Annotated in this window: 15 protein-coding genes; 5 read left to right on the top strand and 10 right to left on the bottom strand. The window is 61.7% G+C overall.

What is annotated here, in order from left to right; genetic code table 11:
* The first annotated feature begins 9 nt into the window (after window positions 1-9).
* From P0D68_RS15310 to P0D68_RS15295, 4 genes are all read left to right on the top strand, one after another.
* On the top strand, window positions 10-1,059 hold the full coding sequence (locus tag P0D68_RS15310; RefSeq protein WP_408297826.1) for an ABC transporter permease: 1,050 nt from the start codon (window positions 10-12) through the stop codon (window positions 1,057-1,059).
* Window positions 1,060-1,156: 97 nt separating this feature from the next.
* Window positions 1,157-2,161 carry an autoinducer 2 ABC transporter substrate-binding protein gene (locus P0D68_RS15305; RefSeq protein ID WP_091808430.1) on the top strand — a complete coding sequence of 335 codons (1,005 nt, stop codon included), beginning with the start codon at window positions 1,157-1,159 and terminating at the stop codon, window positions 2,159-2,161.
* 66 nt (window positions 2,162-2,227) lie between these two features.
* Complete coding sequence (locus tag P0D68_RS15300) at window positions 2,228-3,787, top strand: sugar ABC transporter ATP-binding protein (RefSeq protein WP_408297828.1); 1,560 nt, start codon at window positions 2,228-2,230, stop codon at window positions 3,785-3,787.
* A gap of 15 nt (window positions 3,788-3,802) precedes the next feature.
* Window positions 3,803-4,861 carry an ABC transporter permease gene (locus P0D68_RS15295; protein ID WP_091808433.1) on the top strand — a complete coding sequence of 353 codons (1,059 nt, stop codon included), beginning with the start codon at window positions 3,803-3,805 and terminating at the stop codon, window positions 4,859-4,861.
* A 63-nt stretch (window positions 4,862-4,924) separates the two neighbouring features.
* Here P0D68_RS15295 and P0D68_RS15290 read toward each other — a convergent pair whose 3' ends face one another.
* The 5 genes from P0D68_RS15290 to P0D68_RS15270 all read right to left on the bottom strand — a co-directional run bounded on the left by P0D68_RS15290 (window position 4,925) and on the right by P0D68_RS15270 (window position 9,903).
* On the bottom strand, window positions 4,925-5,650 hold the full coding sequence (locus P0D68_RS15290) for a DeoR/GlpR family DNA-binding transcription regulator (protein WP_408183878.1): 726 nt from the start codon (window positions 5,648-5,650) through the stop codon (window positions 4,925-4,927).
* 146 nt (window positions 5,651-5,796) lie between these two features.
* Entirely contained in the window at window positions 5,797-6,126 is a 330-nt protein-coding gene (locus tag P0D68_RS15285; protein ID WP_408297831.1) for an antibiotic biosynthesis monooxygenase family protein, read from the bottom strand.
* A gap of 202 nt (window positions 6,127-6,328) precedes the next feature.
* The gene (locus tag P0D68_RS15280) at window positions 6,329-7,768 is read right to left on the bottom strand and encodes an MFS transporter (protein ID WP_408297833.1); all 1,440 of its coding nucleotides are present in this window, start codon (window positions 7,766-7,768) and stop codon (window positions 6,329-6,331) included.
* 31 nt (window positions 7,769-7,799) lie between these two features.
* The gene (locus tag P0D68_RS15275) at window positions 7,800-8,948 is read right to left on the bottom strand and encodes a CaiB/BaiF CoA transferase family protein (protein WP_408297906.1); all 1,149 of its coding nucleotides are present in this window, start codon (window positions 8,946-8,948) and stop codon (window positions 7,800-7,802) included.
* Between the two features lie 7 nt (window positions 8,949-8,955).
* Window positions 8,956-9,903, bottom strand: a complete 948-nt coding sequence (locus tag P0D68_RS15270; RefSeq protein ID WP_408297835.1) for a hydroxymethylglutaryl-CoA lyase — start codon at window positions 9,901-9,903, stop codon at window positions 8,956-8,958.
* Between the two features lie 137 nt (window positions 9,904-10,040).
* Here P0D68_RS15270 and P0D68_RS15265 point away from each other — a divergent pair, with 137 nt between their 5' ends.
* Window positions 10,041-10,952 carry a LysR family transcriptional regulator gene (locus tag P0D68_RS15265; protein WP_408297837.1) on the top strand — a complete coding sequence of 304 codons (912 nt, stop codon included), beginning with the start codon at window positions 10,041-10,043 and terminating at the stop codon, window positions 10,950-10,952.
* A gap of 179 nt (window positions 10,953-11,131) precedes the next feature.
* Here P0D68_RS15265 and P0D68_RS15260 read toward each other — a convergent pair whose 3' ends face one another.
* The 5 genes from P0D68_RS15260 to P0D68_RS15240 all read right to left on the bottom strand — a co-directional run bounded on the left by P0D68_RS15260 (window position 11,132) and on the right by P0D68_RS15240 (window position 13,929).
* Complete coding sequence (locus tag P0D68_RS15260; RefSeq protein WP_408297839.1) at window positions 11,132-11,563, bottom strand: cupin domain-containing protein; 432 nt, start codon at window positions 11,561-11,563, stop codon at window positions 11,132-11,134.
* Between the two features lie 111 nt (window positions 11,564-11,674).
* A complete protein-coding gene (locus P0D68_RS15255; RefSeq protein ID WP_408297908.1) occupies window positions 11,675-12,352 on the bottom strand; it encodes an FMN-dependent NADH-azoreductase in 678 nt (225 codons plus the stop codon).
* Window positions 12,353-12,412: 60 nt separating this feature from the next.
* The gene (locus P0D68_RS15250) at window positions 12,413-12,850 is read right to left on the bottom strand and encodes a carboxymuconolactone decarboxylase family protein (RefSeq protein WP_091808452.1); all 438 of its coding nucleotides are present in this window, start codon (window positions 12,848-12,850) and stop codon (window positions 12,413-12,415) included.
* Between the two features lie 473 nt (window positions 12,851-13,323).
* On the bottom strand, window positions 13,324-13,617 hold the full coding sequence (locus P0D68_RS15245) for a hypothetical protein (RefSeq protein ID WP_408183872.1): 294 nt from the start codon (window positions 13,615-13,617) through the stop codon (window positions 13,324-13,326).
* A 123-nt stretch (window positions 13,618-13,740) separates the two neighbouring features.
* A complete protein-coding gene (locus P0D68_RS15240) occupies window positions 13,741-13,929 on the bottom strand; it encodes a hypothetical protein (protein WP_408297841.1) in 189 nt (62 codons plus the stop codon).
* Between the last annotated feature and the right edge of the window lie 660 nt (window positions 13,930-14,589).

The raw sequence follows: 14,589 nt of genomic DNA, 5'->3' as shown, positions 1-14,589 counted from the left end.
ATCGTCACCATGAAGTCAACGTTCACCGCTGGAAAACTGTTCGGCGACCGGCAACTGAATTTTCTGCTGATCGTCAACGTGCTCGTCGTGCTGGTCGCGACGTGGCTTTCGCACGGCCAGTTCGTCGATATCGACAATCTGCAGTCGATGGGCGGGCAGTTGCCCGAACTCGGCCTGCTGGCGCTCGGCATCATGCTCTCCATGGTGTCGGGCAACGGCGGCATCGACCTGTCCGGCGTCGGACTCGCCAATCTGTCCGGCATGGTCGCCGCACTGATCGTGCCGCGCTTCGTCAGCGGCGACGACTCGCCTGCGCTCTACACGTCGCTCTTCTGCGTGATCGTGGTGACGATGGGCCTGCTCGGCGGGCTGCTGAACGGCGTGGTGATCGCACGGCTCAGACTCACGCCGATTCTCTGCACGCTCGGCACGCAGTTGCTGTTTACCGGCTTCGCGGTGGTGCTCAGCAATGGCGCTTCCGTACATGTGGATTACGTGGACCCGTTGTCGAATATCGGTAACGGTACGGTGTTTCAGGTGCCGATCGCGTTCTGCATCTTTATCGCGGCCGTGATCGTGCTGGGCTGGCTGCTCAAACGCAGCCCGTTCGGCCTGCGTCTGTATCTGATGGGCACCAATCCCAAAGCGGCGTTCTATGCCGGCATTCCGCGCGCGCGGATGCTGATCATGACCTATGCCATGTGCGGCGTGCTTGCGTCGCTGGCCGGGCTGATCAGCGCGACGCATACGTCCAGCGCGAAATGGGACTACGGCAACTCCTATCTGCTGATCGCGATCCTGATTGCCGTGATGGGCGGAGTGAATCCCGCCGGCGGGCACGGCCGCATCATCTGCGTGTTTTTCGCCGCGACGGTGCTGCAGTTTCTCTCCAGCCTGTTCAATCTGATGGGCGTATCGCAGTTCTTCGGCGATTGCGCGTGGGGGTTTCTGTTGCTGCTGTCGCTCGCGTTTGCGGGCGGCGAACGGGTGCGCGCGATTTTCGGCTTCGGCGGTGGCGCGGGCGCAGGTGCCTCGGCGAATGCGGCGCCCAAGCGTTAGCGGGCGCCGGACAAAGGTTTCAGTACACGGCGGACAACGAGCCCTGGCTGTCCGCGACGGTGAAATGGGCGACATCGAACCAAAAAGGAGACATCGCATGAAATTGACTCGACTGGGTGCCGCGCTCGCAGCAGGCGCATTGACGATTGGCGTCATCGCCGCAGCGCAGGCTGCCACCAACGAGACCATCGTCACGGTCGTCAAGGTGACCGGCATCAACTGGTTCAACCGCATGGACGACGGCGTGAAGCAGTTCGCCAAGGACAACCCTGGTGTCAACGCTTATCAGACCGGCCCCGGCCGGGCGGATGCGGCCCAGCAACTGAAAATCATCGAAGACCTGATCGCCAAGAAGGTGACGGCGATCGCCGTGGTGCCCTACGATCCGCCGACGCTCGAACCGGCGCTCAAGAAGGCGATGGATCGCGGCATCAAGGTGGTCACGCATGAAGCCGACAACGCCAAGAACACGATGGTGGACATCGAAGCGTTCGACAACACCGCCTACGGTGCCGGCCTGAACGAACGGCTCGCCTCGTGCATGCACGACGACGGCAAATGGGCCGTGCTGGTCGGCTCGCTCGGCAGCCGCTCGCAGGTGCAGTGGGCGGACGGCGGCATCGGCAACGCCAAGGCCAAGTATCCGAAGATGAACCTGGTCGAGCCGAAGCTCGAAACCAACAACGACGGCGAACGCGCCTATGAAGTCGCGAAGGAAGTGCTGCGCAAGCATCCGGACCTGAAGGGCTTCCAGGGCTCGTCGTCGCTCGACGTGATCGGCATTGGCCGGGCGGTGGAAGAGGCGGGTATGCAGGGCAAGATCTGCGTGTACGGCACGGGCCTGCCGACTGAAGCCGGAAAGTTCCTCGAAAGCGGCGCCATTAATGGCATCGCATTCTGGGATCCGAAGCTCGCGGGCATCGCCATGAACAAGGTCGCGCAGATGCTGATCGACGGCAAGACGGTCGAGAACGGCGCCGACCTCGGCATTCCGGGCTACACGAAGGTGACGGTCGCGAAAGGACCGGGCAAGGGCATCATCGTGCGCGGTCAGGGCTGGGTGAACGTCGACAAGACGAACTACAAGCAGTATCCGTTCTGATCGGGCTTTGGCTTCATGTGTCACGGCGTCCCGCAAAGGGGACGCCTCAACTTGCGACTCGTCACCATGAATCAAGACGCAACCTCACCGAAGTCACCGCAGTCCGACACGCCGCAACCGTTTCTCCAGGTTGTCGGCGTGCACAAGCGCTTCACCGGCGTGTATGCGCTGCGCGGCGTGAGCCTGTCGTTCGAGCGCGGTCAGATCTATCACCTGCTGGGTGAAAACGGCTGCGGCAAGAGCACGCTCATCAAGATCATCTCCGGTGCACAGCCACCTGATGAAGGCGAACTCGTGATCGAAGGCGTGCGGCACGCGCGGCTCTCCGCGCTCGAATCGCTCGCTGCCGGTATCGAAACCGTGTATCAGGATCTTTCGCTGCTGCCCAATATGAACGTGGCTGAAAACGTCGCGCTCACCTCCGAGCTGGCCACGCACGCGGGCAAGCTCGCCCGCACCTTCGACCGGCGCGAACTGGCGCGCACGGCGGCACGCGCGCTCGAAGCGGTCGGGCTGCCGGGCAGCGCGGAATTTCAGGCAACGCTCATCGAGCAATTGCCGCTCGCCACCCGGCAACTCGTGGCGATTGCCCGCGCGATTGCCAGCGAGGCCAAGTTCGTCATCATGGACGAGCCCACCACCTCGCTCACGCAGAAGGAAGTCGACAATCTGATTGCCGTGCTCGCCAATCTGCGCGCGCAGGGCGTCACCGTTCTGTTCGTGAGCCACAAACTCGACGAGTGCTACGCGATCGGCGGCGAAGTAATCGTGCTGCGCGACGGGCAGAAAATGGCGCAAGGGCCGATCGCGCAATTCACCAAGGCGCAGATCAGCGAGCTGATGACAGGCAGGCATCTGTCGAGCGAGCGTTATCGCGAAGGCGCATGCGAGCGCAACGTCGTGCTCGACGTGCGAGGTTATACGCGCGCCGGCCAGTTCAGCGATGTGTCGTTCTCACTGCACGGCGGCGAGATTCTCGGCATTACCGGCCTGCTCGATTCGGGGCGCAACGAACTCGCGCGTGCGCTGGCGGGCGTCGCGCCGGCTCAATCCGGGCAGGTCACGCTCGACGGCAAGGCCGTTTCACTGCGCACGCCCTCGGACGCGAAAGCACATCGCATCGGCTATGTACCGGAAGACCGCCTGAATGAAGGGCTTTTTCTCGACAAGTCGATTCGCGACAACGTGATCACCGCGATGATCTCCAGCCTGTGTGACCGCTTCGGCCAGATCGACCGCACGCGCTCACAGGCGCTCGCGGAACAGACCGTGAAGGATTTGCAGATCGCCACGCCGGGCGTCGACAAACCCGTGCAATCGCTGTCGGGCGGCAACCAGCAGCGCGTGCTGATCGGCCGCTGGCTCGCCATCGACCCGCGCGTGCTGATCCTGCATGGACCGACGGTCGGCGTCGACGTCGGCTCGAAGGACATTATTTACCGCATCATGCAGCGCCTGTCGCAACGCGGCATCGGCATCATTCTGATCAGCGACGATTTGCCCGAACTGTTGCAGAACTGCGACCGCATTCTGATGATGAAGAAAGGGCGCGTGGCAAGCGAATACCAGGCCGACACGCTGAGCGAAGCCGATCTGTATCACGCGTTGCTTTCCGAAGCCGCATAAAGGACGTTTCCACTCATGAACTCGCGCATCGATTCGCGCCTGAACCAGACCATGACCACCCCGACCGTTGTCGAAGTCGCTCCCGAGGTCAAGCCGCCGAGTTTGCGGACCAGGCTCGCGCGCAATCCCGAATGGTTCACCGTCGCGTTGATCGCGGTGACGTGCCTGGTTGTCGGCGCGATCAATCCGCGCTTCTTCCAGTTGGCCACGCTGTTCGATCTGTTGCACTCCGCCACCACGATGTCGCTGTTCGCGCTGGGCACGCTCGTGGTGCTCGCCTCCGGCGGGATCGACGTCTCGTTCACCGCGATTGCCGCGCTGACCATGTACGGCATCACCAAAGCCGTGTTCGCGTGGTGGCCGGATGCGCCATTCGCGCTGATTCTGATCACGGGCGCGCTCGGCGGCATCGTACTCGGCGTGGTCAACGGGCTGCTGGTGCATCGGCTGAAAGCGCCTTCGCTGATCGTCACGATCGGCACGCAATATCTGTATCGCGGGCTGCTGCTGACGTTTATCGGCACGACGTTCTTCATGAATATCCCGCACAGCATGGATCATTTCGGCCGCATTCCGCTGTTTTTCTATCACACCGCCGACGGCTTACGCGCCGTGTTGCCGGTATCGGTGGTGGCGCTGGTGGCGGCCGCGGTGCTCACCTGGTGGCTGTTGAACCGCACGATGATGGGACGCGGCGTTTATGCAATGGGCGGCAGCCTCGCGATTGCCGAACGGCTCGGCTACAACCTGCGCGCGATCCATCTGTTCGTATTCGGCTATACCGGCATGCTCGCCGGCATTGCAGGGATTCTGCACGTGTCGAACAACCGGCTTGCGAATCCGTTCGATCTGGTGGGCTCGGAGCTCGATGTGATCGCCGCGGTGATTCTGGGCGGCGCGCGTATTACGGGCGGCACCGGCACGGTCGCCGGCACGTTGCTCGGCGTGGTGCTCGTCACGCTGATCAACAGCGTGCTGATTCTGGTGGGTGTGCCGAGCACCTGGCAGAAGGTGATTATCGGCGCGTTTATTCTGATCGCCGGTACGCTCTTCGCCTTGCAGCGCAAGAATTGAGGACCGGGCTGCGACCTGTGCGTTGCGCGGTCGCGGCCCGCGATGCACGGGCCGCAAGTGCGCTTATCGGCGCTTGCGATGCTCCTGGCCTTTCTCGGTGATGATGGAATCGAAGTCGTCGACTTGCGAAAAGCGCACCGCCTTGACTACGCCTAACTTGCTCTGATCCACCACCAGATGCCGTTCGACCGCGCTTGCCATGGCTGCCTGCTTGAGCGCGACCTCATGGAAATTCCAGCAGGTGACGCCGCGCGCAGTGTCCACGCCGCCGGCGGAAATGAACGCCTTGTTGATCCCCATGCGGCGCAGCATCTCCAGACTTTCTTCACCCGCGAACGAATCTGACGAGGGCACGTAGACGCCGCCCAGCAGAATCATTCGTACATTCGGTTTGCGCCGCAGAATCTCCGCGACATTCAGCGAATAGCACACCACCGTGACGTGCCGCTCGACCGGAATCAGCCGGGCCAGCGTGGTGAGTGTCGTGCCGCAATCGATGAACAGCGTTTCGTTATCGCCGATGAGTCCCGCCGCGACCGCCGACGCTTCGGCCTTGGCCTGCGCGAAGTGATCTTTTTCTTCTTCGAGCGAGTAGCCGGCGTTATTGGGTACGTCGGTCGCGCTGACGATATAGCCGCCAAGATACGTGAACCGTTCCGGACTGCCTGCGATGTCGCGCCGGACAGTCATTTCCGAAACGCCCAGCAAGCCAGCGGCGTCGCGCAGGCGCATCACGTTTTGCCTTGCCAACGCATCGGCAAGGGCGCGGAGGCGGTCGGGTTTCAGCATGGGGATCCTGTCGCGCGATGTGTGGGTGGGCGTTATGTTTTGTTCGATTTGATGAAAGAATTATAACAAGAGGAGGTGCGCGCGGCGAGCGCGATGTGAGATCGGTGAGAGCGGGAATTTACGTCCGCGGCACGTGCGTGGTCGCGTTATTTCTTTGCTGACGACCCGAGAAGATGTTCGAGAGCGCCGTCTCCATAGGTCCGCATCACTTCGGAAATAATCACCTGGTATCCGTTCAGCCAGTTCGACTGAGCAGCTTTTGCCTCCAGATGCGCCGGATGCTGAATCAGCATTTGAAGCGCATCGAGCGATTGCCAGTAATACACGTTAGACGTCAAACCGGTGGCGCTGTTTTCCCACGTTTCTTCGCCCAGGTAGCCCGGTATCGTCTTCGCGACTTTCGCGATTTCCTGATCAAGACGATGAAACGTGTCGTCGAATTGCTTCGTGGCAAAAATGAACGTGGATGAATACATGCTGCTGATCCGACGGAAAAGGTTGTGACGCTACGTCTCGGGGTTCGTGCCGAAGAGCTCGAAGCGGGCGGGCCGACTGTGGCCTCAGCGCACCTTGCATTGTAAGCGGGGGCACCTCCACCTCACCGGCGACGTGACTCAACAGGGTGCCGTGGCGATTGACGACGATCGCCACAATCCCATGAATCGCGCCTTTCAATGCTCAATGGTTGATTTCTTCGAGCCGCAGTCCGTTGGTCCTGGGGCCGAACGCACCGATCGAAATCATCACAGCCGCCATGCACACGGTGATGCCGGTAAACACGCCTGCCACGCCAAAGTCACGCAACAGGAAGGCGATGATGAAACCCGACATCATGGCGCCAATACGGCTGGCCGAATACACAATGCCATTCGCCCGGCAGCGCACCGCGGTCGGGAACAACTCGGACTGGTAAGCGTGATAGCACACCGAGATCGTCTGCCCGGCGAGGCTGATCAACACACCCAGCACAATCAGAGGTCCGACCGATTTCATCTGGCCGAACATCAATCCGAACACGATAACCGCGAGCGCTCCGCCGACAATCAGCCATTTGCGCTGCACCTTGTCCGCGTACAGCATGGCGAGCATGGGACCGACAGGCAGGGCAATCGCGATCACGAACGAATACAGCAGGCTTTTGGTCACGGTGATGCCTTGCCCGATAAGCAGCGTCGGTACCCAGTTGGCAAAGCCGTAATAGCCGATCGCCTGGCAGAAGTTGAAGACGATGAGCATGATCAGACGCGAACGGTAAGGCGGTTGAAGCAGCTCGGCAAGCGAGGCACGGCGATGCGCGGGCTGTTCAACGGCAGATGCGGGAGGCGGCAACGCACGACCCAACTGCTTCACGGCCTTCGCCTCCATCGTCGCGACAATGCGCTCGGCTTGCTCCTCACGACCATGTGACGCGAGCCAGCGCGGGCTTTCCGGCACGATGCGGCGAATGAACCACACGAATATCGCGCCGATCGACCCGACGAGCACGACACAACGCCAGCCGTCGATGCCGAACACGGTGGTCGGCACGAGCCAGTAGGAGAGGATCGCGGCCACCGGCGCGGCGGCGAACATGACCATCTGGTTGAAGGCCATCGCGCGGCCACGCATATGCTGGGGGACGAGTTCGGTGACGTAACTGTCGATCGTCACGATCTCGATTCCCACGCCGATGCCGGTGATGAAACGCCACAGAATGACGCCTTCGGGCGTGGTCTGGAATGCCATGATCGCCGAGCCCACGGAGTACCACAGCAGCGAGAACGTGAACACGGCGCGGCGGCCATAACGGTCGGGGAGCCAGCCAAATCCGAACGTACCGACGAAGAGGCCCGCGAACGTGGCCGCGATAAAGCCCGCAATCCCCTGAAAACCGAAGAACGCAGCCGTGGTGGTTTTCAACAGGCCGCTCTTCGCCATACCCGGCGCGATATAACCCGTGAAGATCAGGTCATACACTTCGAAAAACCCGCCGAGCGAGATGAGGAACACCATCAGCCAGATATAGCGGGTGGCGGGCAAGCGGTCCATCCGCGCGGAAAGTACTGCGGCGGTACGTGAGTGCGCTCGGGTATCGGTTGTTACGATGGGCGGAATATCCGTAGTGATGACGCGTTGCATGACTGTCTCCTTGATATGTCCCGCGGTTGTCTCAAGCCGCTGCCCGGCCGGTCAGGCGGGCGAGGATTTCCTGCGTATGCTCGCCGACACGGGCCAGCGCCTGACGCACGCCGGGGCGGCGTCCACCCATCAGCAGGGGCAGAAGCACGACCTCCGTCATGCCGTCCTCGGTTTCCATCGGCACCAGACCGCCGCTTGCCTTCAGATGCGGATCGTCGAGCAACTGGTCGGGCCGCATGATCGGCGCGTAAGGAATGCCGGCGGCTTCGAGCTTCAGCGAGAGTTCGCCGGCGCGGTGATGCTTGAGGATTTCGCCAAGGCGAATCAGCAGTTCAGGTCGCACCGCGACACGTAGCGCGTTGTTGGCGAACTGCGGTTCGGCAGCGAGATCGGGCCGTTCCAGTACGTCACACAACGTGATGAACTGCTTGTCGCTCACGGCGCCGATAAAGAGCTGTTCGTCGTCGGCAAGTGTGAAAACGTCGTAGACGCTCCATGCCGAAACGCGCGAAGGCATGGGCGGCGGCGGCTCCTTCGTCATCGCGTACTGCTGCATGTGCTGACCGCTCAGGAACACGCAGTTCTCGAACAGCGCACTCTGGATTTCCTGACCGCGTCCCGTCGTATCGCGCTCGCGCAGCGCGGCCAGTACACCGATCGCGCCGAACATGCCGCCCATGATGTCGTTGACGGAAGTGCCCGCGCGCAGCGGTCGGCCCACAGGTCCTGTCATATAAGAGAGACCGCCCATCATCTGCACGACTTCGTCGAGCGCGAGGCGCTTTTCGTACGGCCCCGGCAGAAAGCCTTTGTGCGACACGTAGATCAGATTTGGATAGATCTTCGAGAGCGTTTCGTAGTCGAGTCCGAGTTTCGCCATCAGGCCCGGCCGGAAGTTTTCCAGCATCACATCGCACTGGCCGATCAGTTCAACCGCGGCGGCGTGCCCATCAGGCGTATTGATGTCGAGCACCACGCTCTTCTTGTTGCGGTTGAACGAGCGGAAGAAGCCGATGCCGAGTCCCGGCAGCTTGCGCGTCTTGTCGCCGCCCGGCGGCTCGATCTTGATGACTTCCGCGCCGAGGTCGGCGAGGATCATGCCGCAGGTCGGGCCCATGACCATGTGCGTGAACTCGATGACACGCACGCCGGCGAGAGGAAGGGGATTCGGAGTATTCATCATGACCTCAGGCGTTGAGTGATGCGCTCGCAGCGTGCGCGAAAGTTTTCGGCAAACCCGAAAGCCACAGGGCGCCGTGCAGTGTTTCGCTGGACAACCATTGCGCGACCTTTTCCCGCAGAGCAAGCAGGCGGGGCATATCGATGCCGGTGGAGATGCCCATATCGGCAAGCATGAACGCGAGGTCTTCGCTGGCGGCGTTGCCGCTTGCACCCGGCGCATGCGGGCAGCCGCCGATACCGGCGAGCGTCGCGTCGAAGCGGGCCACGCCGGTTTCGAGCGCGGCGAAGACATTGGCGAGAGCGAGACCGCGCGTGTCGTGGAAATGGCCGCACCAGAATTTGTCGCCGGCAATGGCGCGAGCCTTGCCGAACAGTTCGCGCACGGCAGCAGGGCCGCCGTAGCCGACCGTATCGGCAATGCTCACGCGATCCGCGCCGGCGTCGAGAAGCCCTTGCATGCAGCGCAGCACTTCGGCCTGATCGACCGCACCCTGGATCGTGCAGCCGAATGCAGTACCGATGCCGCCTTCGATCAACGTCTTCGAGCCGGCGGCGTCACGTGCCGCACGAATGCGGGCGACTTCGGCGATCACTTCGTCGGGTGTTTTGCGGAGGTTGGCGAGGCTATGAGCGTGACTGGCGGACAGCGGCACCAGCATCAGATCGGCTTGCGATTCGATCGCGCGTTCGGCGCCCTTGAAGTTCGGCACGAGCACCGAGACGAGCAGGCCGGGTAGGGTTTTCGCGTACGCCACCAGTTCGGCGGTGTCCGCGAGTTGCGGCATGAGTTTGGCGGGAACGTACGAGCCGACTTCGATTTCGCGCTGACCGGCGGCATAAGCACCGGCGATCCATTCGATCTTGCGCTCGGTGGAAAGAATGGTCTGAATGCTCTGAAGGCCGTCCCGCAAGCCAACTTCGCGAATGACGACGCTCGAGGGGAACGAGGACATCGGTGTCTCCTGAATACCTGCCAGTCATGGGTGCTGGCGATGTCGTCACTCTAGACTTTCCACGTTTGCCATAAAGAGGTATTTTGGAACGGGTGAGATTCCCATATGGAAAGTAAAGGGCAGGTGAGGAGACAGGCATGCGAGACATCGATCTCAAGACGCTGCGGCTATTCGTGGCCGTCTGCGAGCACCGCAACATGGGCCGCGCGGCGGAAGAAGAACATATCGAGCCGTCCGCGATCAGCAAGCGGATCGCACAACTGGAGACCGACCTCGGCGTGCCGCTGCTCACGCGCTCGCGCCGCGGGGTCCAGCCGACGCCGGCAGGGCTGTCCCTGCTGGAACACGCGCGCAATGTTCTGTTCACGATGGACCGGATCGCCAGCGACGTCGCGGCGTTCGGCAGTGGCCTCAGGGGGAGCGTCAGTGTGTGCGCGACGGCCTCCGCGATCGCCGAGGTACTGCTGGACGACATCGCGTCCTTCATGCGCGAGCCGGATAACCAGAACATCCGTGTCGACGTGGAGGAGCATCTGTCCATCGATCTTGTTCGCCAACTCCGGGAAGGCGCGGCGGCCGTCGGCGTGTGCTGGGACAACGCGGACCTCGAAGGCTTGCAGCATCTGCCGTATCGGCAGGACCGGCTGGCGCTGGCCGTCTATCCCGGGCATCCGCTGGCCGGGCTCAAGTCGGTGCGTTTTGAGCAGACGCTCGAGCATGATCACGTCGGCATGCCGCCCTCGACCGCGGTCCATACGATGTTGCAACGCGCGGCCGCGAAAGCGGGGCACACGGTGTCGTATCGCGTGATCGTGTCCAACTTCGACGCCGCGTTCCGGGTGGTCGCCGCGCGACTCGGCATCAGCGTCGTACCGCTCGAAGTGGGGGAAGCCTACAGGCGGATCTTCGACATCGAGACGATTCCGCTGACGAACTCGTGGGCGCTGCGCCAGTTCGTGGTGTGCTTTCGGGAGCTGGGTGCACTGCAGCCCGCCGCGCGGCGCATGGTCGAGCATCTTTCGAATCGGGCGACGTCCGTGGTTTCCTGAAGCAGGTCAGCCGAGCGTCAGGTTCCGACTTTGCATTGCTTCGAACCGGTGGTGCCGATGGCAGACGTCCCAGCGTGGTCCCAAAGGGCTTCGCACTGACGTCCCGTCTGAAGTGAGAGGGGGCGCGAGCGATCCACGCGTCTATACGTATCGATCGCCGGCGCGCTGGGTCGCTCCGGTCACTTCCGGTCGAACGTGACGAGGTCTTTGTCTTTCGAATCGGCGACGAAGACAGCCAGCAATCTGGCCGGTTCCGTAGCACTGGCGTTTTCACTCTCGGTGTGATGAACGCCGGGTTTTTCGGTCCAATGTTCACCCGCGTGGTAGACCTTTTCCTCGCCGTTGTTCACCTGGCTGCGAATGGCGCCGGACAGCACATAACCGACCACGAAAGCCTGACCGTGCCGATGCGCGGGCGATTTGCCGCCCGGCGCATAGTCGACGATCAAGGCTGTCATCTTCTTGCCGGGGACGTTGGCGATTGCTTCGGCGAAAGCGGGTGTAATCGTTTCGCGCGGCGCAGCCGGTTCCCCGGCGAACAGGTCGTGCGATACGGCCGTGAGGGAAAGGCCGGCGAATGCGACGGCCGCGATAAGTGTCCTGGTGTGCATTTCAATACTCTCGAATTCGATAAAACATTAGTATCCCGAATCGATGTCGGCATTCATCTGCGTTCTGATCGGGTGGGCATCAACGCATCAACGCATCAACGCATTAAGGCATTAAGGCGTCATGGCTTCCGTGGCCGTTTCCGTTGTGCGAGACGTTGCCGATTTCGCCCACGTCGCAGCCACTGCCGACAACTCGGAACGTGCCCGCTCGAGTGCCTCGGCTCGCGCCTCCTGGTTGGAGAACTGCAGCGGCTGCGCATCGACGAAGGTGGGGTCCGCGACGCCAAGGAAGCCGAAGGCCGCTTTTAGCGCGGGCGTCAGCGCGTCCATCGAGGAATAGGGCGAGCCCGGACGCAAATCCGCGCCGCGGCTCGTGATGAACAGAACCTTTTGGCGCCCGAGCTGGCCTTCGATGCGGCCGTCGGCGGTATTCACATAGGTCACGTTGGTGCGCGTCACGCTATCGACAAACGCCTTGAAGGCGGAGGGCATCGACCAGTTGTACATGGGCATGGCGAAGACGAGCGCGTCGGCGTCGAGCAGGCGTCGGCACAATGCATCGGAGCCGGCCAGCGTCGCGCGCATGGCAGCGGTGCGTTCGTGCTCCGGCGTGTAGGTGGCGATGGCGAAAGCTTCGCTCACATGGGGCGGCGTATCCACCGTCACATCCAGATAATCGATGTCGAGCTCCACGCCTTCCTCGCGCAGACACTCGATAAAGAACCGGCTCAATGCGCGGGAGTTGGATCGCTCACGCTTGGCGCTCGCATCCACGTGCATTACTTTCATCATTGCTCTCCTTGGCTGGATCACTCAAAAATGGTTGCGGCGTGCGCTGACTGGATGTGCTTACGCTGGCAGCTTGCGGAACGCGATCGCGAAGCGGTTCCATGCGTTGATCGCCGAAATCAGCAGGGTCAGGTCGACCAGCTCCGCGTCGCTGAAGTGGGGGCGCACGGCGGTCCACACGGCGTCGGGCACATGGTCGAGCGAAACCAGGGTCAGCGCCTCAGTCCATTCGAGCGCCGCACGTTCGCGGTCGGTAAAGAAGGGCGTTTCGCGCCACACCACCACGGTGGCCAGGCGCCGTTCGGTTTCGCCGCCATTGCGAGCGTCGGTCGTATGCATATCGACGCAGTACGCGCAGCCGTTGATCTGCGAGGCGCGCAGGCGGACCAGTTCGGTCAGGGATTTTTCGAGCGCCGACTTGCCGATGCGCTCTTCGACGCCGATTAGCGCCTTGATCGCGGCGGGGTTGGCTTTGTAGAAATCGAGACGTTGTTCCATGATTCGCTCCTGAGTGGGATGAGGCGCATCCGGTGATGCGATGGGGGAAGATTAGTCCGCGAATTGGACTCATGGAATAACCAATTTTTAACAAATTCAGGTAACCACTTCTGGCTGTGAGCGTTGAGCGCGCCGAAACGGCCGCCGACATCCCCACCGGCGGTGCGCCGCGTGCTGGGGATCCAATGAAGCAATGTTTGGCGCGGGATGGGAGGTGTCCAGTTACTGCCCAGATCCGGCGATAGCGCTGCTCGCAGCGCCTGACATTGAGGCGCTTATTTCTTGCAGGCTACGGTGGCAGGCTGGTGGCTATACGAGCTAGCTGTGCGCAGGAATGAGCGCGGCAACAGCGACAACAGCGTGGACAGTTGAGCGCCCGTTTTGCCCTTCGGCTGAGTGACAGGTGCCATGCTGGCGCGGTGGTCGCTCGTGTCCGCACGGGCGCCGTTGTTCGGATACGTAAAGCGATCCGGTCATGGACTGCGGTTCAGCAAGACCGACGCAACATGGTGCAACGCGCCGTTAGCATAGGACGTGACCACGGAAAGGAGTGATCCGTCGATCGCACCGGAAATTTCCCTGTGAATACACGCCAGAATGGCCGCGACCAGCAGCACGGAGCCGACCCGTTTAAGGGACTTCCGATGCTGGCCCGATGGCGCAGTGGCGTCTTCCGTCGCTTCATCGGAGATACGATGAGCAAGATATCCGAATCCCTTCATGATGGTCGGCAGATCGGTTGCAACACACCAAGTGTCTGCAATCATGCGCGCGCGTCGAACCAATTTTTTCGCATATCGATAGCAACGCGCAGTCCTGTCGATTCGGACTGTCGCACGGCGCGACGCCGGATCGGCCGCGACGCGCCCCTCGGATAGCGACAGGCTCGCTCAACCGCTCAGTTGCGCGACGCGTTCGGACAGGCGTGCAATCCGGGAGTGATAGAGCGGCGCGTGCGGACAGTTCTTTAGATGCTCGACGCGATCGCGCCAATAGGTAGGTGAGAAGGGCTCTTTCGGCGCGCAAGCGACTACGCGTTCCAGATGAACGAGTTCTCGTTCGAACAGGTGGTGGTGCATGCGATGAATCCCCGTGGAATGGCCAAGGTATTCCGCTCGCAACGTCGCTAACAATCTGACGTTGCGTAGGGCTGCTAATACTGGAATGCGAATGCCGCAGTGGGACCGTCTCGCTGCGTGAAAAATGGGCCGATCTTCCGCGCATGCCGCAGGTCGATCGAAAGGACGAGCCGCCGTTGCTTATCTCCCGAAGAGGGCAACGACGGCCGAACCCCGCAGCGGTTCGTCCGATGCATGGCCAGACGAATCCGTTATTTCGGTGTCACGCATTGCGACGCTCTTCTCTGCGGAAGTGTTCGGTCGCCCTACATGGACACACGACAGCCACTACTACAACAACAGCACAACCCTCTCTCAATTTGCATCCAGCGATTCGTGTCGCTGGCGTTGATCGTCGCGTCAGCAATCGGGTTCGATGTCTCGAACACGTTGCCGCGCGCGATCTTTTTGGTCTCTCAGGCTCTCCCCGGCTACTCGGACGTTTGATTTCGCGTTCCCAGGATGCAGGTGGAACGTGGTCATGGTTGCGTCGCACTGCTACCGCCTGTCCGGGGTTGATCTCCAGGCGATGGCTGAATCGGAACTATTAAAGCAATGACCGTGCCAGGGTGAAACCCGCATAGGGGCAAGGACCTGCGACAGTTGGACGCGTGACATTGG

This window comes from Paraburkholderia sp. RL17-380-BIE-A (genome assembly GCF_046028085.1).
Lineage (GTDB): Bacteria > Pseudomonadota > Gammaproteobacteria > Burkholderiales > Burkholderiaceae > Paraburkholderia.
The sequence above is the reverse complement of the archived record's forward strand: the minus strand, read 5'-3'. Positions and strand labels throughout refer to the sequence as shown.